General features: G+C 65.9%; 22 protein-coding genes. 13 read left to right on the top strand and 9 right to left on the bottom strand.

Annotated features, from left to right (window positions below; translation table 11 throughout):
- Positions 1-29 precede the first annotated feature (29 nt).
- Genes OXU42_09340 through OXU42_09325 form a run of 4 tightly spaced genes read left to right on the top strand, consistent with a single transcriptional unit; the run spans position 30 to position 3408 of the window.
- Positions 30-848, top strand: coding sequence for a cytidylate kinase family protein (locus OXU42_09340; protein ID MDE0029587.1), 819 nt, complete (start codon positions 30-32; stop codon positions 846-848).
- Between the two features lie 16 nt (positions 849-864).
- Positions 865-1836, top strand: a complete 972-nt coding sequence (locus OXU42_09335; protein ID MDE0029586.1) for an NAD(P)-dependent oxidoreductase — start codon at positions 865-867, stop codon at positions 1834-1836.
- Positions 1833-2420: a nucleotidyltransferase family protein gene (locus OXU42_09330; protein ID MDE0029585.1), complete on the top strand. Its 588-nt coding sequence runs from the start codon at positions 1833-1835 to the stop codon at positions 2418-2420. Before OXU42_09335 ends, OXU42_09330 begins: the two co-directional genes overlap by 4 nt.
- A gap of 16 nt (positions 2421-2436) precedes the next feature.
- Entirely contained in the window at positions 2437-3408 is a 972-nt protein-coding gene (locus OXU42_09325; GenBank protein ID MDE0029584.1) for an ABC transporter substrate-binding protein, read from the top strand.
- Between the two features lie 258 nt (positions 3409-3666).
- Here OXU42_09325 and OXU42_09320 read toward each other — a convergent pair whose 3' ends face one another.
- Entirely contained in the window at positions 3667-4653 is a 987-nt protein-coding gene (locus OXU42_09320) for an ABC transporter substrate-binding protein (GenBank protein ID MDE0029583.1), read from the bottom strand.
- A 138-nt stretch (positions 4654-4791) separates the two neighbouring features.
- Between OXU42_09320 and OXU42_09315 the strand changes: the two genes are divergently transcribed.
- The gene (locus OXU42_09315) at positions 4792-5550 is read left to right on the top strand and encodes a hypothetical protein (GenBank protein MDE0029582.1); all 759 of its coding nucleotides are present in this window, start codon (positions 4792-4794) and stop codon (positions 5548-5550) included.
- 50 nt (positions 5551-5600) lie between these two features.
- On the opposite strand, the gene OXU42_09310 is transcribed toward OXU42_09315, so the two are convergent.
- A complete protein-coding gene (locus tag OXU42_09310) occupies positions 5601-6398 on the bottom strand; it encodes a DUF427 domain-containing protein (protein ID MDE0029581.1) in 798 nt (265 codons plus the stop codon).
- 153 nt (positions 6399-6551) lie between these two features.
- Here OXU42_09310 and bcp point away from each other — a divergent pair, with 153 nt between their 5' ends.
- The 6 genes from bcp (at position 6552) to OXU42_09280 (ending at position 10850) form a co-directional block, all read left to right on the top strand.
- Positions 6552-7031, top strand: a complete 480-nt coding sequence (gene bcp / locus OXU42_09305) for a thioredoxin-dependent thiol peroxidase (protein MDE0029580.1) — start codon at positions 6552-6554, stop codon at positions 7029-7031.
- A gap of 15 nt (positions 7032-7046) precedes the next feature.
- Positions 7047-7502 (top strand): tRNA adenosine(34) deaminase TadA, encoded by a 456-nt coding sequence (gene tadA, locus OXU42_09300; GenBank protein MDE0029579.1) that lies wholly within the window; start codon positions 7047-7049, stop codon positions 7500-7502.
- A gap of 25 nt (positions 7503-7527) precedes the next feature.
- On the top strand, positions 7528-8871 hold the full coding sequence (locus OXU42_09295; protein MDE0029578.1) for an MmgE/PrpD family protein: 1344 nt from the start codon (positions 7528-7530) through the stop codon (positions 8869-8871).
- A gap of 20 nt (positions 8872-8891) precedes the next feature.
- A complete protein-coding gene (locus OXU42_09290; protein ID MDE0029577.1) occupies positions 8892-9266 on the top strand; it encodes a VOC family protein in 375 nt (124 codons plus the stop codon).
- A gap of 103 nt (positions 9267-9369) precedes the next feature.
- Positions 9370-10230 (top strand): fused MFS/spermidine synthase, encoded by an 861-nt coding sequence (locus OXU42_09285; protein ID MDE0029576.1) that lies wholly within the window; start codon positions 9370-9372, stop codon positions 10228-10230.
- The gene (locus OXU42_09280; protein MDE0029575.1) at positions 10230-10850 is read left to right on the top strand and encodes a fused MFS/spermidine synthase; all 621 of its coding nucleotides are present in this window, start codon (positions 10230-10232) and stop codon (positions 10848-10850) included. Before OXU42_09285 ends, OXU42_09280 begins: the two co-directional genes overlap by 1 nt.
- A gap of 1 nt (position 10851) precedes the next feature.
- Here the strand turns inward: OXU42_09280 and OXU42_09275 are convergent, their stop codons facing one another.
- The 5 genes from OXU42_09275 to msrP all read right to left on the bottom strand — a co-directional run bounded on the left by OXU42_09275 (position 10852) and on the right by msrP (position 16506).
- Entirely contained in the window at positions 10852-11709 is an 858-nt protein-coding gene (locus OXU42_09275; protein ID MDE0029574.1) for a xanthine dehydrogenase family protein subunit M, read from the bottom strand.
- A complete protein-coding gene (locus OXU42_09270) occupies positions 11706-14132 on the bottom strand; it encodes a xanthine dehydrogenase family protein molybdopterin-binding subunit (protein MDE0029573.1) in 2427 nt (808 codons plus the stop codon). Before OXU42_09270 ends, OXU42_09275 begins: the two co-directional genes overlap by 4 nt.
- A complete protein-coding gene (locus tag OXU42_09265; protein ID MDE0029572.1) occupies positions 14125-14598 on the bottom strand; it encodes a (2Fe-2S)-binding protein in 474 nt (157 codons plus the stop codon). Before OXU42_09265 ends, OXU42_09270 begins: the two co-directional genes overlap by 8 nt.
- Before the next feature lie 239 nt (positions 14599-14837).
- Positions 14838-15461 (bottom strand): sulfoxide reductase heme-binding subunit YedZ, encoded by a 624-nt coding sequence (locus OXU42_09260; protein ID MDE0029571.1) that lies wholly within the window; start codon positions 15459-15461, stop codon positions 14838-14840.
- Between the two features lie 85 nt (positions 15462-15546).
- A complete protein-coding gene (gene msrP / locus OXU42_09255; GenBank protein MDE0029570.1) occupies positions 15547-16506 on the bottom strand; it encodes a protein-methionine-sulfoxide reductase catalytic subunit MsrP in 960 nt (319 codons plus the stop codon).
- A 230-nt stretch (positions 16507-16736) separates the two neighbouring features.
- On the opposite strand from msrP, the gene OXU42_09250 reads away from it, so the two are divergent.
- Together OXU42_09250 and OXU42_09245 are read left to right on the top strand one after the other, a co-directional pair.
- Positions 16737-17705 carry an aminotransferase class IV gene (locus OXU42_09250; protein MDE0029569.1) on the top strand — a complete coding sequence of 323 codons (969 nt, stop codon included), beginning with the start codon at positions 16737-16739 and terminating at the stop codon, positions 17703-17705.
- Positions 17706-17712: 7 nt separating this feature from the next.
- Positions 17713-18639, top strand: a complete 927-nt coding sequence (locus OXU42_09245) for a DUF368 domain-containing protein (protein ID MDE0029568.1) — start codon at positions 17713-17715, stop codon at positions 18637-18639.
- Between the two features lie 83 nt (positions 18640-18722).
- On the opposite strand, the gene OXU42_09240 is transcribed toward OXU42_09245, so the two are convergent.
- Positions 18723-19409, bottom strand: a complete 687-nt coding sequence (locus tag OXU42_09240; protein ID MDE0029567.1) for a sialate O-acetylesterase — start codon at positions 19407-19409, stop codon at positions 18723-18725.
- Between the two features lie 8 nt (positions 19410-19417).
- Positions 19418-20404 (bottom strand): ornithine cyclodeaminase family protein, encoded by a 987-nt coding sequence (locus OXU42_09235; GenBank protein MDE0029566.1) that lies wholly within the window; start codon positions 20402-20404, stop codon positions 19418-19420.
- Positions 20405-20533 lie beyond the last annotated feature (129 nt).

Here is a 20533-nt window from a genome sequence, read left to right as displayed (position 1 = left end):
CCGCAACCGAGCCGAAAGGAGGGAAGCCCATGCCGATTATCACGATCATTCGTGGCGCGTTTGGGGCGGGTCCGGAGGTTGCCGAGCGGGTGGCGCAGGATTTGGGCTGCCCGTGCGTGGACCGGGAGGTGTTGATGGAGGCCAGCAACCGGTACGGCATTCCCGAGGCCAAGTACGAAGAGGTGCTGGAGTCGGGGCCGCACTGGTGGGAGCGTTGGCGCGAGAGCCTTCGGCTGTATCGCATCACCCTTCAGGCGGCCATGTGCGAGATGGCGCGTGACGGCCAGATCGTCTACCACGGCCACATGGGACAGGAACTGCTGCCCGGCATCAGCCACGTGCTCAAGGTGCTCCTGACCGCGCCGCTGGAATACCAGGTGGAGAAGGTGCGAGAGCGGGAAGGGCTCGACGAGGCGGGCGGCCGGCGTTACGTGGAGAGCGTCAACAAGGCGCGTTCCCGGCGCATGGAAGCGGTCTTCGGCGCCGACTGGCGCGACGCGTCGCGCTACGACCTGGTGCTCAACGCCGGACAGATGACGGTGGACACCCTGGCGCGGTTGATCGAGGACGCGGCCGGCCGCCCCGAATACCAGCAGACAGAGGAGTCCGGCCAGGCCTTCGCCGACCTGTCCCTGACGTCGCGGGTCCAGGCGGCGCTGATCGTGTCCCCCAAGACCCGCAACCTGAACGTGCGCGTGCGCGCGAGCGAGGGCGTGGTCCACGTCTCCGGCATATTGACCCAGCCCGCCTTGCAGGAAGAGATCGTCGCGGTGGCCAAGGAGGTACCCGGAACCACGGAAGTGGAGACGGACTTCGAATCGCCGCCGGTGGAGTACATGTTTCCGTAGCTTAGTGAGGGAGTGAATGGCACAGAAAAGTATTCTGGTGACCGGGGGCACCGGTCTTGTGGGCGCGTACGTGGTGGGGATGCTGCAGGAACGGGGCGAGCGCCCGGTGATCTTCGACGTGGCGGTGAACGAGCGGCTCCTCAGGGCCGTGGGCGTCGATCCCGCGTCTGTGGAGACGGTGCGCGGCGACATCCTGGACCTGCCTCAACTCGTCAGCGCGATCCGTGACTACGACGTCGGCCAGGTCATCCACCTGGCGGCTTTTCTCGGTGAGGAGGTGCAGCGGCGCCCCTACACCGGCGTGCGCCTGAACCTCATGGGCACCGTCAACGTGCTTGAGGCGGTGCGTCTGGAGGGCGTGCCGCGGATCACCTTCCCCAGCTCCGGGACCGTCTACCTGGGCTCGATGGGGGAAGGGCTCCCGACCGTCGACGAGACCATTCCCATCAACCCGCCGTCGGTCTATGCCGCCACCAAGGGCGGCTGCGAGTTTCTCGGCAACGCCTACGCCAGGATGTACGGCTTCGAGTTCGTGTGCATCCGTTACGTGGGAGGGCTTTACGGACCGTCGCCCACCACCATGAAGGCCACCCGCGAGCAGGCGATTCAGGACATGGTCCGTGCCGCGCTGAAGCGCGAGGACACCGTCATCAACTGGCCCTACGGACCCACGGAGATCCTCTACGGCAAGGACGCCGCCAGGGCGACCGTTCTGGCCGCGTTGAAGCCTGAGCACAAGGACCGGCTCTTCCACATCGGCTGCAGCGGCATGGTCACCGGGGACGAGATCCTCGCTGAGGTGAAGAAGCAGTTTCCCGAGTCCCGGGTCACGCTGCAAAAGGGCAGCGATCCCATGTCCTATCCGGCGAACCGGGCCTTGACGGACCTGTCGCGCGCGTCGGAGCAGCTCGGTTTCGATGCCGAATACACTCTCGACAAGGCCATCGCGGACTATGCCGAGACCATGAGGAAACTTGAGGGGTTGTGATCGTCGCCGTCGTGCTGTCCGCCGGGGCCTCCAGCCGCATGGGAAGGCCCAAGGCGCTCCTGCCGCTGGACGGGGTGCCGTTCATCGAGCGCATCGTGCGCGCGCTGGAGCGCACCGAGGTGGACCGCACCCTGGTGGTGCTGGGCCACAACGCCGAGGCCATGCGCGAAGCCATCGCCTATCTCGGCGTGGACACCGTGGTCAATCCCGACTACGCGCGCGGGCAGCTCTCCTCGCTGCACACCGCCATCCGGGCATTGGACGGCGAGCCGGTGGAAGCGATCCTGGTGCACTTGGTGGACCACCCGTTCATCGAGAGCCGGCTGGTGGACCGCATGATCGAACGCTTCCGCGCGGAGGAGAAGCTCATCGTGGTGCCGCGCTTCAACGGCCGGCGCGGCCATCCGGTACTCTTCTCCGGCAAGCTGTTCCCCGAGTTCCTGGCGGCCTCGCTCGACACCGGCGCCAAGCCGGTGGTGCGCGGTCACCCGGACGAGACCCTGGAATTGGACACCGAAGAGGCCGGGATCCTCGTGGACATCGACACGCCCGAGGAGTACCGGAAGCACGTCAAGGACACCTGAGGTGAAGGAGCGGTGAATGTCCCGGTTGAAGCTGAACTTCGCTTGCGGCAGCTATGATCTCCTGCGCCCGCTGTGGGAAAAGGTGGTGGAGCCCGCGGGCATCGACCTTAACGTGATGACCATGCCGTCGCCCGAACGCCACGGGCGCATGCTGCGCCACGAGGAGTTCGACGCGTGCGAGCTTTCGCTGGTGGGTTACCTCGTGGCCCACGACCAGGGGCGCGACTTCACCGCCATTCCCGCGTTCCCGCACCGGCGCTTCCGCCACAGCTACATGGTCAAGCGCACCGGGTGCGGCATCGAGAAGCCCGCGGACCTGAACGGCAGACGGGTGGCCCTGGATACGCTGCAGAACTCCGCCGGTCTGTGGATGCGCGGCATCCTGCAGGACTACTACGGCCTCGACCTCCGCACCGTGGAGTGGTGGTGCCAGGAGGAAGAAGACGTTCCCCTGGAGCCCGCGTCGTGGATGAAGATCCGCCGGGTGCCGGAAGGCCGCGACATCGACGAGATGCTCTGCTCCGGCGAGCTGGAAGGGGCGCTCTACCCCGAGGTGCTGCCGTCCATCCGGGCGGGCTCGGACAAGGTGGCGCTGCTCTTCCCGGACCCCAGGCAGGCCGAAGTCGACTACTACCGCAAGAGCGGCATCTTTCCGATCATGCACACGGTGGTGGTCAAGGACGAGATCCTGGAGCGCACCCCTTGGGTGGCGGTGAGCGTGCTTCAGGCCTTGCAGCGTGCCAAGCAGGTCTGCTACGAGCGCATGCGCGACCCCCGGAGCCTGGCGCTGGTATGGGCCAAGGAAGAGATTCAGCAGCAGCATGAGATCTTCGGTCCCGACCCCTGGCCCTACAGCCTCGAAGACAACCGGCCCGCCCTGGAAGCCGCGGTGCGGTACGAGTTCGAGCAGGGCATGATCAAGAGCAAGCCCGCCATAGAGGAGTTGTTTTTCCCTCCCTCCCTCCAGGAAATCCAGCATTACGTCTGATGCGTATCTCCTTGGGGAGTTCCCGGTCCGGTCCGTACATTCCGGAACGCGGGCGCACCGGCGATTTCTTGACACCATCCACCCCGTCTGTGGATAACCTGTTCACAGACGCGTATATGGATGAGTCCCCGGCCTTGTGAGAAGGCGGTTTCAACAACTTGCACAAAGAGTAGTCAGGGATTTTGCCGAGTTTTCCGATCCTTACGGACGAGTGGACTCCGAGCCGGGAAGCCCGAGAATGGCTTGGGCGTGCCCGGTTCAGATCCGGAAGGTCCGGTGGGTGCTCGGCGCGAACAGCTCCTCGATGGGCATGGGGCGCTCGATCATCCCCTGCTCGTGCATGTAACGCACGAATGTTTCGAGGGTTTTGCGGTTGGACTCCAGTCCGTAGGGCCAGAAGTCCTCGCCCATGGTCGCGACCGTCTGGTAGGCGTGCTCGGTCAGGAACGGCAGCGTCAGCGGCAGGGCGCTGGTCTGGGTCAGGTCTTCCACGGCCAGGTCCTTGGCCTCGGAGAATGCCTTCATGAGGGTGGCGGCGACCCAGGGATGTTCGTCGAGGATCTCGCTCCGGATGGACACGGTGTGCATGATGGGGAAGATTCCGGTGCGGTTGAAGTAGTCCCGCTCCACCTTCCACGGTTCCTGGAACAGGCGCCGGACCTTGCCGTCGGCGGGATCGAAGGTGGACGGGGTGCGGGCCGTGATCAAGGCCTGGATGTCGCCGTCGGCGAGCATTTGCGCGAGGGAGCGGTCCGAGGGCGCGAAGCTCAGCCTGATGCCCGCGGGCTCCACGGGTTCGAAGGGAAGGCGGCCCGGGTCTTCGAGCCCGCCCTGGACCCACTCCACGTCCTCCGGGCGCACGCCGTAGTCGTCCGCGAGCGCGCCCCGGGCCCACACCGCCGCGGTCATCTGGTATTCGGGCACGCCGATACGCTTGCCTTTGAGGTCCCCGGGCGCGTCGATGCCGGAGCCGCCGTGCACGAAGATGCAGGAGTGGCGAAAGAACCGCGACGGGAACGCGGGAATGGCCACCAAGTCGTCGAGCCCGCGCCCGCGGCGCACCACGTAGCCTCCGAGAGAAGTCTCGGCCACGTCGAACTCCCGGTGCTGCATCATGCGCCAGAAGGTTTCTTCCACCTTGAGGGTGAGGCAGTTGAGCCGGATGCCGTCCGGCCGCACCCGCCCGTCCCGCAACGCCTCGGTCCGGTCATAGTGGCCGCACGCCAGAGTCAGGTTCAGCATCATGTCTCCCGGTTGACAGGTTTCCGGCAGATTAGCTAAAGCTGAGGCAGTTTTCCAGCAGCGATGGGTGGCAGAGCGCCACGGTGTCTTGTCCCGTCATCGGGCCATCAACGAGGCAGGATACCGGCACAGGGGGTTCCCATGAGTGATACGCCGACGCCGGTCAAGCGATGCCTGTTCCGGACCATGTCCGACACCATCGAGACGGACATCCACCGGGTTCACATCATCGCCAACGAGATCCTCCCGCGCTACCACAAGCCGAAACTGTCCTTCGAGGAGCTGCGCAAGGTGGCCGATGGGCCGTTCGACTTCTTCCTCGCGCCGATCCTGTTCGCGGATGACTACGCGCGCGACCCGAACATCATCTACAACGAGGGGGTACGGCGCGAGATCCGCGGCCACGCCCTGGAGATCGCCCGGCGCCACGGCTTCGACGTGAACCCGCCGGACTTCATGCCGGGTGTCGAGGAGTCGTTGAAGCAGACCCGGGACGCGGGCCTGAGCAACATGGTGCTCACCACCAGCGGCCGGCGCTACAAGCACCGGGTCATGGAGGAGGCGGGCATCAGCGAATACTTCGACGAGATCATCGACCGCGACGAGACCTACTTCCGCAAGGAGCAGGGCATCTACCACCTGTTCCGCAAGCTCAACCAAAACCTCGAAGTGATCCTGCTGTCGGGGACCGCGACCTACATCCGCGCGGGCAACAACCTGGAGTTCGCCCAGGTGGCCGGCAACGATCTCTCCGTGTTCACCGTGGCCCTGGCCACCGAGTACTCCTACAACGACGAAGAAACCCTGGCCGCGGCCAAACCCAAGCTGCTCATCAAGAGCCTCGACGAACTGATGCCGAGGCTCCGGGAAGCCGGCGTCCTGCCCGCGGCCGCGGCCTAGCTAGTGGACGTTTCAGGCCGTGGGGGCCAGACACCACACTGGCCTGCGGTTCAGCTTCGCGACCACTTGGTCCTGGGAATCTCCAGCCGTTCGCCGTCCACGTGGATGGCGTCCACCCGTTCGTTGAAGAAGCACATCAGGTCCTTGATCCGGGGGCATTCGGGGATGGTGTCCTCGTAGCTCCAGACGGTGTCCTTGAAGACCTCGTCCCCCACGCGAACCGACCAGTAGCGGGCCGTGCCCTTGTAGGGGCACCGGGATTGGGTGTCGCTGGGCTCCAGCAGGTCCGCGCGCACGTCCTCCCGCGGCAGGTAGTAGCGGATCAGGTGCCCGGTCTCCAGGACGATCCGGGGGCGCGTGGAATCGGCCACCACCTCGCCGCCCACGGTCACCTGCACATGGCGCGAGCTTTGGAGCACGTCCACCCGCTTGTACGGGTCCCGGGCGTGGACGAAGATTTCGTCCTCCTCCTCGTACCAGCCGTCCATCCGGTTCCAGTAGAAGGACAGGTACCCGGCGATGTCGCGGGACCCTGGCTTGGGGTCGAGGTAGCTCCAGGCCGCGGACTCGGCCGTCTTGCTGCCCGCGGTGATGTCCCAATAGGAAGCCTCGCCCTTCACGGAGCATTGGCTGTGGTGGTCGTTGGGCGTCAATAGATCCATGCGCACGTCTTCTTGCGGGAAGTAGTAGACCGGGACATGGCCCGCCTCCCGCAGCAGCATGGCGCGCTTCGTGTCTGCCAGGGTCTCGCCGCCGAACCTGACGCGGACCCGCCGGGGGCTTTCCTCGAAGTCGAGCCAGTGCTCGGTGCGCTCGCCGTAGCTTCGGGGCTTGTGTACGATCTCCATGGGGTTCCTCCGTGTGCATGTTCCCATCGGAATGGGACACGCGGATTCTGCTATCCCGGAGGCCAGGGTGTCAAGGCGGGTCTGGTGCGGCAGGGCCGGCTTGGCAGGGGACCCCGCGCATTGTAGAAACATCGGGAACATTCGACGGGAGGCATGTCATCCATGAAACACAACCCCGGTGACACGGCGCCGGACTTTCGGTTGCCTGACCAGGAAGGCAATCCCCGCGGGCTCTCCGACTACAAGGGCAAGTGGGTGCTGCTGTTCTTCTATCCCAAGGACGCCACCCCCGGCTGAACGACAGAGGCCCGCGGTATGCGGGACCACATCAGCGCCTTCGACACGGCCAAGGCCGCCGTGTTGGGGATCAGCGTCGACCCGGTCAAGAGCCACGCCAAGTTCGCCGCCAAGCACGAGCTTCCTTACCCGTTGCTGGCGGACGAAGAGAAGCAAGTCGTTCGGCTTTACGACGTCTGGGGCAAGAAGAAGTTCATGGGAAGGGAGTACGAGGGCACCTACCGGATGTCGTTCCTCATCGACCCCGACGGCAGGATCGCCAGGATCTACGAGAAGGTGAAGCCCGCGGAGCACGCGCGACAGGTGCTTGATGATCTGGCGGAGCTGAACCGGTAACCTGCGAGGCGGCGGATGGAGGACGAAGCGTTCATGGCGCTCGCCCTTGCCGAGGCGGAGGCGGCGCGCCTCGAGGCGGAAGTGCCGGTGGGGGCGGTGGTGATCTGTGACGGCTCCGTGATCGGACGGGGTCACAACCGCCGCGAGTCTCACGCGGATCCCATCAGCCATGCGGAGATCACGGCCATCCGGCAGGCCGCGCGGGAGCGGACGTCCTGGCGGCTCGACGACTGCACCCTGTACGTCACCCTGGAGCCCTGTGTCATGTGCGCCGGCGCCGTCGTCCAGGCGCGCGTGCGCCGGCTGGTGTTCGGCTGCCGCGATCCCAAGGGCGGCGCGGTGAGGTCGCTCTACCAGGTCTGCGACGATCCGCGTCTCAACCACCAGGTTGCCGTCACGGAAGGGGTGCTGGCGGAAGAGTGCGGTTCGCTGCTGAAGGATTTTTTCATCGCCTTGCGGCGCGCCACCTGATTCCATGGATGCCACCACGAAATTTTTGAGTGCCTACGCGTCGTCCCTGACGTACGAGGACCTTCCGCCCGACACTGTCCACCAGACCCGTCGCCGGATACTCGACTCCGTGGGCTGCGCGCTGGGGGCCTTTGACGCGGCGCCATGCCGCATCGCCCGGGAACTGGCGCCGGTGGTGCAGGGCGGCGGCGCGGCGCGAATCCTGGGAAACGGACAGACGACTTCGCCGGAGTCGGCGGCCTTCGCCAACACGGCCATGATCCGTTACCTGGACTGCAACGACAGCTTCGTTTCGCCGGGCGGCGGCCATCCCAGCGACATGCTGCCCGCGGTGCTGGCCGCGGCCGAGGCGGCGGGCGCGCCGGGCCGCGCGGTTATCACCGCGCTGGTGCTGGCCTACGAGATATACGGGCAGTTCGCCGAACGCTTCGCCACCCGCGAGAAGGGCTGGGACCAAGGGCTCTTCATCGGCCTGGCCAGCGCCTGCGCTGCCGGGAAGGTTCTCGGGCTCCCGAAAGACCGGCTTGCTCACGCCATCTCCATGACCGCGGTGTCCCAGGTGCCGCTGGGTCAGACCCGGGTGGGCGAGTTGTCCATGTGGAAGGGCTGTGCCACGGCGATGGCCGTTCGCAACGGGGTGTTCGCCGCGCTGCTCGCCCGAGGCGGGATGGACGGCCCGCCCGAGCCCTTCGAGGGCCGCTCGGGGCTATTCGAGCAGGTGACCGGCGCGCTCCAACTCGACGGCTTCGGCGACGCCCGCGCCAGCGTGCCCTTCAAGCTTACCGACACCAGCATCAAGTATTTCCCCGCGCAGATTCACACCCAGGCCGGCGCCGCCATGGCCCTGGACCTGAGGAACGAGTTCGACCTCGAGGAATTGGAGCGCGTCCGCATCGCGACCTACAAGGTGGCCGTGCGCAACGCGGCCGGCGAGCCCGAGAAATGGGACCCCAAGACACGGGAGACAGCGGACCACAGCCTCCCTTACGTGGTGGCCGTCGCCCTTGCCGACGGCGCGCTCACGCCGGCCAGCTTTGTCGCGGAGCGTATTGCGGACGCGCTTCTCCGTCCGCTAATGGGCAAGGTCGAGGTCGGCGAGGACCCCGAGGCCACCCGCCGCTACCCGGCCGAGCAACGCGCCCGCATGGAGGTCGAGTTGCGTTCCGGACGCCGCTTGACCCGGGCCGCGGACTATCCCAAGGGCCACAGCCGCAACCCACTGTCGGACGACGAGTTACAACAGAAGTTCCTGGGGCTTACCACCGGCGTGTTGCCCGAGCCCCGGCGGGGGAAACTGCTGGATCTCCTGTGGCGATTCGACGAGCTTGAAAATCTCGACCCGTTGTTCGAAGCTGCGCGCGTAGAATGAGAACCAAGTGGAGGTTGGCCATGTCTAAGTTGACGCAATTTCGTTCGTGGAATTTCAATGCCGATGACCTGGAACAGACCGTGAGTTTCTACCAGGACGTGTTGGGCGCGACCGTGCGCAAGAAACACAAGGTCGCCGGCGTCGACGTCGTCCGGCTCAATCTCGGCAACGCCGTCCTGGGCGTCTTCGATGCCTCCAAGGACCGCCACCCACGCGTGCCGCACCACACCTTCGAGATCGACGCCCGCGGCGAGCCCGAGGACTTCGTCAAGGAGATCGAGGCGAGGGGCGCCAAGGTGAGCGAGATCCGACGCCACGACGACGGCAAGGGCTACTCCGTCTACGTCGTCGACCCCAGCGGCAACCGCCTGGAGTTGTCCACGTCTTCCGGGTAGTAGACCCTCCCAAGCGCCGCGCCTTCCTTACCCCATGAGACGACTCTTTGGCGCACTCTGCGCCGTGCTGGCGCTGTTCCTGTTCGCGGAAGCGCAACCCGCGATGGCGGATCAAGTCCTCATCGCCAAGCGCGAGTCCGTCTACAACAACATCTACATCTTCAAGGACGGGCCCATCGTCACCATGACGTTCGGGCACAACCGGGCTCTCTACACGGAAACGGTTTACGACACGCGCGACGAGTTGGCGCTCCCTTCCCGATACACCCGGTACATGACCGCCGTCCTCGCCTACGCGGGGGACGTGGACCGCGTCCTGGAAATCGGCTTCGGCGGAGGTCGGACCGCATGGTACCTGCACAAGACCATGCCCGACCTTCAGGTCACCTCGGTGGAGCTCGACCCGGAGGTCTTCGAGCTGGCCAAGCGTTACTTCGGAGTCCGGCTCGAACCGAATTTCAATGTCTCCATCGAGGACGGCCGCCGGTATATACTGAGGCGTCGGACACAATGGCCGGTCATCCTGATCGACGCTTACCGGAGCGCCTTCGTGCCCTTTCACCTGCTTACGACGGAGTTCTACAAGCTCGTCAAGACCCGCGTCCGGCCCGGCGGAGCCGTGGCCCAGAACGTCGAGCCCAACACCATGATGTTCGACGCCGCCCTGGTCACCATCGGCAAGGTGTTCGACCACGTGGACCTCTACGACGCGGGCGGCAACGTGGTCATGATCGCCTATGACGGACCCCGGCGCGAACAGGCCGAGTTGGCTGCGACCGCGGCCAAGCTGGACGGCAGGTTCGGGTTCAAATACCCGTTGAGCGAAATGGTCGCCCAAAGGCGCAGTGTCGAGCGCCTCCCGGACACCGACGTGCTCACCGACGATTTCGCGCCGGTGGAAGCGCTGCGCGCCATCGAGCGGCACAACCGCAAGCTGGACGAGTTCCTCAAAAGGAAGTGGTGATGGGACGTGTGATCGGTTCGCTGTGGCTGTTCGTGCTGATCTTTCTCTCCGGCTTCGCCCTCATGGGCTTCGAGATGCTGGGCAGCCGGTACCTGAACCCCTATTTCGGCAGTGGCATCACCACCTGGGCCTGCCTGATCGCCGTCGTGCTGTTCGCCATGATGGTCGGCTACACCGCGGGCGGCATCGTCGCCGACCGCTCCCGCGAAATCTGGATCGTATCCACCGTACTCTCCACCGTCGGCGTCTACCTGATCCTGGTGGCCTTCCTGGCAAACCGTGTCATGGAAGCCATCATGCTCTCCGCCGGTTATGACTTCTGGGGCACCATGGTCGCCTCCGTAGCCCTGACGTTCCTGCCCGTGGCGTTTCTCGCGGCCCTCTCACCGTTCTTCGTGCGCCTGCTGCTCAAGGAACTGGAGTACGGCGGCCGCATCACCGGCGCGGTGTACGGCGTTTCGACCATGGGCAACGTGCTCGGCACGCTGGTCACCGTATTCGTGTTCATCCCCAACGTGGGGACGAGCAAGATAACCGTGGTGTTCGGGTGCGTCCTGATCGCGTGCGGCGTGGCCTCTTTGATCCTGAGTCGCTCCGGCGCCGTCCGGACCGTAGGTTGATTCACCCCGCCCGTGCCGCCTGGATCGTCCTCTCCACGTACACCCGCGCCAGATGGGCCCGGTAGGTCGGGGTGGCGTTGACATCCTCAATAGGGTCGACGCCGTCCGTTACCAGCGCCGCGGCGTCAGCGATGGCGCCGTCGTCGAGCATCTGGCCGCGTAGTGCCTCTTCCACCTTCTCGGCCCGGTAGGCTATATCGCCCACGCCTGTGACGCCGATAGCGATGTCTTCGCACACGCCGTCTGCGGATTCCTTGAGACATGCGGCCACGCCGACGATGGCGAAGCCGGCGGCCTGCCGGGACGCTTTTTGGTAGGCGGACTTGTAGCCGTCCCGGACGGGGACGCGGATCTCGGTGAGCAGCTCCTCGGGCATGAGGCTCGTGGTGAGCATGGTGATGAAGAACTCGCCGGCGGGGATCCAGCGCTCGCCGTCGGGGCCGGCGGCCTTGATCTCGGCATCCAGGGCCAGGATGGCCGCCGGCAGGTCCTCGGCGGGGTCGGCATGGGCCAAGCCGCCGCCGACGGTGCCGCGGTTCCGCACCTGCACGTCGCCCACCACCACGGCAGCCTGGGCCAGCAGTGGGCAGCGGTTCAGGATCAGCTCGGACTCGGCCAGGTCGGTGTAGGTGGCCAGGGCGCCGATGGCGATGTGGTCGCCGTCGTCGCGGATGAAGTTCATCTCCGGCAGGCCGCCGATGTCGATGATCACGCCGGGCTTGGCGAGCCGCAGCTTCATGAGCGGCAGCAGGCTCTGGCCGCCGGCGAGGACCTTGGCGTCGTCCACGTTGGCGGACAGCAGCGACAGGGCCTCCTCCAGGGAAGCGGGTGCGTGGTAGTCGAACGCGCCGGGGATCATGCCTGGGCCTCCTGAATCAATTGCCATACCCGCTCGGGGGTGAGCGGCAGGTGCCGGATCTTGACGCCGAAGGGCTCCAGGGCGTTCTCCACCGCACTGGCGATGGCGGCGGGGGAGGGGATGGCGGCCCCTTCGCCGGCGGCCTTCTGTCCCAGCGGCGTGAACGCCGAGGGCGAGGGCGCGTGCTCCACCTCGACGTTGGGGGTCTCGGCGGTGGAGCACTTGCCGTAGTCCGTCAGCGTGATGGTGAGGAGTTGTCCGTCGTCGTCGTAGACGAAGCCCTCGCCCAGGGCCACGGCGATGCCGTGGGCGGCGGAGCCGTAGATCTGTCCGTCCACCACGCCGGGGTTGATGATGGTGCCGTTGTCCCCGACGATGAGGTAGCGCAGCACGTCGACCTTGCCTGTGCGCGGGTCCACCTCCACGACGGCCACGTGAGCGCCGGCACCGAAGGTGAACTGGGCGCGGACGCGGCGGTCCTTGCCCGGCACCATGTTGGGCTGGGCGTGGGGGAACGTGTAGTAGAAGGTGGTCTGCAGCCCGGCGTCGATGCCCTCGGGCAGCAGCGACTGGTTGTTGTAGGCCACCTTGCCCAGCTCGGCGAAGGTGAGCTTGCGCCGCGGGTACCCGGGAACGGTCACCACCCCGTCGGCGATCTCCAGCTCGGACGGCTCCGCGTCCAGGATGTGTCCGGCCACCTTGAGCACCTTCTCCCGGAGCTGCGTGGCGGCGCCGATGATGGAGCCGATGTCGTAGAGGTGGAAGTTGTTGCCGCTGTTGGCCGCGGCCACGCCCCAGGGCGCGATATCGCTGTCGAAGGGCGTGGTGGTGCTGATGACGTCGGGGCTCACGCCGAGGATCCCGGCGGCCACCTGCGCGGTGGTGGTTTCGTGGGCCTGTCCGCAGTTGGGCGAGCCCAGGTAGAGGGCGATGGTGCCGTTCTTCTCGAGCTTGATGGTGGCGCCGTTGATGCCCCCGGATCCCGGCGTCTCCTTCATCTCGGGAAAGATGGCCATGTCCCGGGCGGCGTTGCGGCCACCGGGCTCGACCCCGATGACCACGCCGATGCCGAGATAGCGGCCCTTCTCGCGCTCCCGCGCCTGCTCGTCCTTGAGCCCCTGGTAGTCGACCTTCTCCAGGGCGCGCTTCAGCAGGCCGGGATAGTCCCCGCTGTCGTAGACGTTGCCGTTGGGTGTCGTGTAAGGCATCTGCTCGGGCTGCACCAGGTTCCTGAAGCGCACCTCCGAGGGGTCCATCTCCAGGTCCTGCGCCACCCGGTCGATGATGCGCTCCCAGATGTAGCACATGCCCGGTTTGCCGATGCCCCGGTTGGGGATCACCGGGCAGCGGTTGGTGACCACGGAGTAGCCGTCCGCGCGGATGTTCTGGACCTTGTAGGTGTTGCTCAGGTTGTTGAGCTTGTTGGTGAAGTGGATGGTGAGGGTGCTCACCGAGCCGCCCACGTCGTCGATCTCCTTGAAGCGCAACCCCGTGACGGTGCCGTCGTTCTTCACCGCGGCCTCGACGTCGAAGTGCTGCTCGCAGGCGTGGCCGGCGGCCATCATGTGCTCGTTGCGGTCCTCGATCCACTTGACCGGCCGGCCCGACTTGATGGCCAGCAGCGCCACGATCACCACGTACTTGCGAATCAGGTGGATCTTCTGGCCGAAGCCGCCGCCGATGTCCGGGATGATGACGCGGATGTCGTCCAACTGGAGCGCGTCCCGGAGCGCGTCGTAGATGTTCTCCGGCACCTGGGTGTTGGTGCGCACCGTGAGCTTGCGGCTGAAGCGGTCGAAGGAGGCGATGCACGCCAGCGGCTCCAGGGGCGTCGAGCTGTAGCGGTGGATCTTGAGGTTTTCCCGCACCACGCGGTCGGCTTCCCGGAACGCTTTTTCCGTATCGCCGTACTCCAGGGTGCCCTGCCAGGCCAGGTTCGCGCCCAGCTCTTCGTAGATGACGGAGGGGTCGTCGCCCGCCATGGCCTGGTGGACGTCGGTGTTGGCGGGGAGGATCTCGTAGTCCACGGCGATGGATTCGAGGACGTCCTCGGCCGTGCTCCGGTCCCGAGCCGCCACCGCGCCCACGGGCTCGCCCACGTAGCGGACCTTGTCCACCGCGCCGGCGTACTCGGCGATGGGCTTCTTGAGGCCCGCGGCGTAGCGGCCCGGACGAAACGGCTTGGTGTCCCGCTCCATGTCCTCGGGCGTCACCACCGCGAACACGTCCGGCCGGTTAAGGGCGGCCGCTGCGTCCACGCCGACTATGCGCGCGTGGGCATGGGGGCTCCGGAGGAACACCGCCTGCAGCATGCCGGGCTCGGTGAAGTCGTCGGTGTAGCGGCCGTGTCCGGTCACGAGCCGCGGCCCTTCCTTGCTCCGGGCGGCAAGGCCCACGTATTCATTTGGATTTCCGTTAGCCATCGTCGACCTGTCCCGCGGCTTCCTTCACCGCCGCCACGATCTGTACGTATCCGGTGCACATGCACAGGTTGCCCGCCAGACCCTCGCGGATCTCCTCTTCGCTGGGGTACGGGTTCTTCTTGAGCAGAGAGTCGGCCGCCATGATCATCCCTGGCGTGCAGTAACCGCACTGGAAGCCGTAGTTGTTGATGAAGGCTTCCTGCACCGGGTGCAGCGTGTCGCCCTCCGCCAGCCCCTCGATGGTGGTGATCTCCTTGCCGTTGGCCTGCACCGCGAACATCAGGCAGGATTTCACCAGCGTCCCGTTCACCTGCACCGTGCACGCGCCGCACTCGCCGATGATGCAGCCGATGTGCGTGCCGGTGAGGCCGATGGTCTCCCGTAGAAAGTAGGAGAGAAGCTGGCGCGGCTCCACTTCCTCTTCGTACAACCGTCCGTTGACGGTCACCCGAACCGTCTGTTTCATGGCCTGATCGTCGCTCCCAATGTGTTCGGATCGAGTTCCCGGTGCGTCCCGGGATGCTGATCGCGGTCCATAATCGAAGGCGCGGCCGAAACGCCGGCCGCGCCCTGGAATCGCACAAAGGACGGTTTATAACGGGGCGCCCGCGGGCGTGTCAAATTACGCGAAATTCGCGCCCTTCGACTTCGCTTCGCTACGCTCAGGACGAACGGCATCGGAGGGCCGCTTCGTGTGCTGTCCGGTCAGTTGGCGCGTTTCTTCCGCCACGGCGCGTTGCGCCACACCGCGACGCGGTAGCCCAGCAGCACCGCGAGCACGCCGGCGAATATGAGCGGCTCCCGCAGGTCGGCCTTTACGAGCCACAGGAAATGGACCACCCCGGCGATGGCGGAGAAGTAGACGAGGCGGTGGAGTTGCTGCCAGCGGCGCCCGCCGAGCCTGCGGATCCAGCCGGCGGTGGAGGTGAGGGCCAGCGGGACCATCAGCAGGAAGCCCACGGAACCGGCGGTGATGTACGGCCGCTTGAACACGTCTTGCACGATCGCGGCGGGGTCGAAGAAGTGGTCCAGCACTACGAAGGTGGAAAGGTGCACGCACGTGTAGAAGAACGCGAACAGCCCGAGCATGCGCCGCAGCCGGATGAGGCTGGCGTAGCCGGTGATGCGCCGGAGCGGCGTCACCGACAGCGTGAGCATCAGGAATATCAGCGCGAAGGTGCCGGTGGTGTGGGTGATGAACTCTACCGGGTTGGCGCCGAGCCCGCCGGTGAAGAGCCCCACCACCAGCCGCGCCGCCGGAATCAGCGACGCCGCGAAGACGAGAACCTTGAACCAGGTGAAGGGCCGGACCCAGGTGGATGTTTTCATGGATTGTGCGTCGGGCGGCGAAATCCGTTTCCCTGGACCCGGCCGCGACCCTCCGGCCTGGCCGGTCCACGGAACGGATCGCGGCTCAGTAGAGCTTCTTCAGGTCCATCCCCTTGTACAGGTGCGCCACCTGTTCTTCGTAGCCGTTGAACATGAGGGTCTTGCGCCGGAAGAAGTCGCCGATGCGGCGCTCGCTCGCCTGGCTCCAGCGCGGATGGTTCACCGTGGGGTTCACGTTGGAATAGAACCCGTACTCGTGGGGGGCCGCGATGTTCCATGACGTGGGCGGCTCCTCCTCCACGAAGCGGATCTTGACGATGGACTTGCCGCTCTTGAACCCGTATTTCCACGGCACCACCAGGCGGATGGGCGCTCCGTTCTGGTTGGGCATCACCTCGCCGTAGAGTCCCACCCCCATGATCGTCAGCGGATTCATGGCCTCGTCCATGCGCAGCCCCTCGGAGTAGGGCCAGTCGAGGATGCCCCGGCGCTGGCCGGGCATCTGCTCAGGATCGTACAGCGTGACGAACTGGATGTACTTGGCATTGTTGGTGGGCTCCACCAACTTGATCAGGTGGCTCAGTTCGAACCCGATCCACGGGATCACCATGGACCACGCCTCCACGCAGCGCAGGCGGTAGACGCGCTCCTCCAGCGGCAACTTCAACAGCTCCTCGATGTCGAAGGTCCTGGGCTTGTGTACCTCGCCTTCGACTTCCACGGTCCACGGCCGTGTCTTGAGGCTGCCGGAATGCCGTTTCGGATCGCCTTTGTCCGTGCCGAACTCGTAGAAGTTGTTGTAGCTCGTGATGTCCTTGAGCGGCGTCTGTGGCTCGTCGGTGGAGAACTTGCCCTTGGCGACGTTATCGAGCTTGGTGGCGCCCCAGGCCGTGCCCATGGGGCCGAGCAGCCCTGGAGCCAGAAGGCTCGTGCCCAAAGCCGCGGTGCCCAACGACGCGCCTTGAATGAACTGGCGCCGGTTGAGGTATAGCTCCTTGTCCGTGATCTCGCTGCTCTTGATGTCCGCGGGCCTCTTGATCAGCATGAGTGCTTCCTTTCCTCGTCAAAGCACGGTGAGTGATGTCGTGTAACACTTACTCCAATGTGGCACGAGAACCCCTCATGTCAAATAGACAACGTTGATGCGGCACCGACGCCCCGAGTCGTCATTCCCGCGGAAGCGGGAATCCAGGGGTGGAGAGGGGCGGAAATGGACCGCGCCGCCGTTTCGTAGTAAATTCCTCCATCCCTTGATTCCTGTATGGAGGCAACACGATGCATGAGAAGATCGTCTATCTGAACGGCAGCTTCGTGCCCGAGAGCGAGGCCAAGGTGTCGGTTCTCGACATGGGCTTCCACGCCGGCGACGGCGTCTATGACGTGACCCGGACCTTCCGGCACAAGCCTTTTAAGCTCACGGAGCACAACGACCGGCTGTACCGCTCCCTGAAGTACACCCGCATCGACTGCGGCTTGTCGCAGGACGAGATGGAGGCGGCGTGTCTGGAAGTGCTGGAGCGCAACCGGGACCTCCTGGGTCCCGACGACGACTATTCCATCTGGCAGGTGGTGAGCCGAGGCGCGCGCTCCTCGTCGGGCCCCCGCGCCAACACCGACGCCACCGTGGCCATCTACTGCATGGACGTGGACTTCACCGGGTTCTGCCGCCACTACGTCGAGGGCGTCACCATCATCGTGCCCGCCACCCGGCGCATTCCGCCCCAGTGTCTCGAGTCCAAGGCCAAGATCACCAACAAGATGAACCACATCATCGCGACCTTCGAGGCCCGGCAGGCGGACCCCAAGGCCATCCCCCTGATGCTGGACCTCGACGGCAACATCGCCGAGAGCAACGCCCACAACTTCTTCGCGGTCATTGACGGGAAGGTCTACACCCCCGGCTCCAAGAACGTCCTGGGCGGCATCACCCGGGCGGTGCTCGGCGAGTTGGCGGGGCCGCTGGACCTGCAGGTGGAGGAGGCCAACCTGACTCCCTACGATTGCCTGAACGCCGAAGAGGCGTTCCTCACCAGCACCAGTCCCACCATCGTGCCCATCAAGAGCATCAACGGCGTCGGCTTTCCGTACGACGCCCCCGGCCCCGTGACCGTGCGCCTGCTCAAGGGTTGGTCGAACCTCGTGGGCGTGGACATCGTCGCCCAGGCCATCGACCACATGGAAGGAGCGGAAAGGGAAGAGCTGCGGGCCAAGTGGAACGAGAAGCAGGCGGCCTTGGGGATGTAACGCCGGGGTGGACCCGACCAGGCGCCCGCCCCGCGGGCTGAAACATTATCTCTACGTTGCCTTCTCCGGCCTGACCATGGGCGCCGCCGACGTCGTCCCCGGCGTTTCCGGCGGCACCATGGCCTTCATCATGGGGGTCTACGAGGAACTCGTGGACGCCCTCAAGTCCTTCAACTGGCGGCTGCTGCTTCTACTGGTGCGCCTCCGCTTCCGCGACGCGGTGGCCGCCGTTCCCTGGCGCTTTCTTGTGGTGCTCGGGACCGGAATCGCCGCCGCCGTCCTGGTCCTGGCCGGCCCGGTAGGCTGGTTGCTGGACCACCACCCGGTGCCGCTGTTCGCCTTCTTTCTCGGCCTGGTCCTGGCCAGCATCGTCACCGTGGCGGCACGGCTGCGTTGGTCCGTGACGGGGGTCCTGTGCCTGTTGTCGGGCGCGGCGGCCGCCTGGTGGCTCGTGGGTCTCGTCCCCATGGTCATGCCCCACGATGCCGTGACGCTCTTCCTGAGCGGCGCCGCCGCCGTGACCGCCATGATCCTCCCCGGCATCTCGGGTTCCTTCATCCTCCTGGTCCTGGGCCAATACGAGTTTGCCATCGACGCCGTCCGCGACCACGACTTCCTCGCCATTCTCCCGCTGGCCACGGGTGCGGTGTGCGGCATCCTGCCGTTCGTCCGGATCCTGAGCTGGCTGCTGCGCCGCCACCACCAGATCACCATCGCCCTGCTCATCGGCTTCATGATCGGCTCGCTGCGAAGGATCTGGCCGTTCAAGGAAGTCGTGCCGGGACACGGTGAACCGCCGGTCCTGCGGCAGGTCAACGTGCTGCCGGAGATCGACGCTGCTTTCTGGCTGGCGCTCGGCCTGTGCGTCTTGGGGCTCCTGCTCGTGCTCGGCCTGAATCGGTTGGCCGGGGACAAGAAGCTTGCCGGACACTGACTCCCGCGGCCGAAGCCGCGGAATTCGCTTGTGACGCCGAAGACGGTTCGCACGGGTTACCGTCTTGGGATGGCGACCAAGCGCTAGGGATTGTGTTGCATCGCCAAGTACGCGTTCGCGTACCGCTCACCGAAGATCCGCAGAGACCGGGCGTTGTAGTGAAGGTTGTCGCCCTTGTCGTTCAGGCCCTCGGCGTTCACAAGAGCGGAGTGGGGTAGGGCGTCCGGAACCTTTCGCAACTCCGCGTTGACGATGCGGTAGTGCGGGAAATCCGGCCTTTCGGACAGGTATCCCCCCAACTCACCCAGGATCACCGGCAGCGAAGGTGCGTCGAGTCGTTCCCTCAGGGTGTTCACCATGCTGGTGAACCGGCGGGAGTAGCTGGAGGCGTCGGACTCAACCTTGGAGTCGTGCTCGCCCTGATGCCAGAGGACGGCCTTGACGGTGCCGTCCCGGCCCGCCACGGCGGCCGCTGCCATGGCACCTTCGTAGAGGTCGGCGCCGGGCATCCAGCGTTCCAGAGGGGTCGAGCCCACGGCCCGGGGTACGAGGCCGATGTCCGTGCCGGGGTTGGCGTCGAGCACCGTGCGGGCGAAGCTCATGGCGAGGCCGATACCGGCGGTGGGCCGGTCGTGGTGCAGGGGCTCTTCGGCGACGGTCCAGGTGCCGTCCTGGAATACGCGGATGCGTTCGTCACGGATGGGTTCCACGTCTTCGAGGAGGCCGCGGCCCGCCATGTTGGACTGGCCCATGAGAAGGAAGATGTCCATGGCCGGCCTTAGTAGGGCAATCGGGTCCCTACGCCTTCCTCAACCGCCTTCCGGTACAGCCACGCGGCCAGCGAGATGTCCTGGTTGACCAGGCCGATGGCGCGCATGAAGATCCGTTCCCTGTCGTCCTCCCGGCCGGCGACCTTGCCCGACAGGATGTCGGGGATCTCGGCGTAGACGTCGTCGGGCGTGAGGAAGCCTTCCTTCAGCATCCGGTCGATGTCCGACTTCTTCTTGCACTGGGCCCAACTGTCCACCACGAACTTGCCCATTCCCTTGTAGGCGGCGTTTTCGAGTTCCTGGTGCTTGCCGATGGAGTAGACGAAGGCGCCTTCGGAGATCCATTCCTGTTTGACGAAAGGCTCGGCGGTGGTGGTGGCGGAGACCACCAGGTCCGCCCCGTCCAGCGCCTCGGGCGCGGTGTCACAGGGGACGATGTTCAGGTCCAACTCCTCGCCTACCTCCCGGGCGAAGGCCTCCCGGGTCTCGGGCCGGCGGGACAGCACCCGCACCTCGGAAAGGTCGAAGGCCCGCGCCATGACCGGCACGGTGGCGCTGGCGGTATCGCCGACCCCGAGCATGGCCATCACCGAGGCGCCCTGGCGCGAGAGGGATTGGCAGGCCACGGTGGCGGCGGCGCCGGTCCTCACCGAGTGGCACCAGTCCTCGTCCATGATGGCGGTCACCTCGCCCCCCTCCCGGTCGCTGAGGATGAGGATGCGCCGGGGGCCTTGGGGCGGCCGTGACGGGTCGCGGCTCCCGCCCGCCGCCTTGATGGCGCGGAAGCGAAATCCGGCCGCGGCGTCCAGCGAGCAGCCCGTGACCCAGTACTGCCATCCCTGCTCGGGCTTCACCGCCAGGTCCTCGGGTACGGACCAGCCGACGCGCCCGGCGCTGTGGTCCTTGAGCGCGGCCTTGACGATGTCGATGGCCGCGCCCAGGTCGAGGATTCGTTTCACGTCGTCGTTGGAGAGATAAAGGATTCCGTTGGCCATGGCGTCTTCCCCGCGGGGTGGCGTGCATAGACAAAACAACCCCAAACACCACCCCGACCGGGGGGGGGGTTTTAGCACCCAGGAGCGGAGGGGGGGGGGGGCGCCCCCGGGGCGCAGAGGAAAGCCGGG

The sequence above is a fragment of the Deltaproteobacteria bacterium genome (assembly GCA_028818775.1).
GTDB lineage: Bacteria > Desulfobacterota > Binatia > UBA9968 > JAJDTQ01 > JAJDTQ01.
The sequence above is the reverse complement of the archived record's forward strand: the minus strand, read 5'-3'. Positions and strand labels throughout refer to the sequence as shown.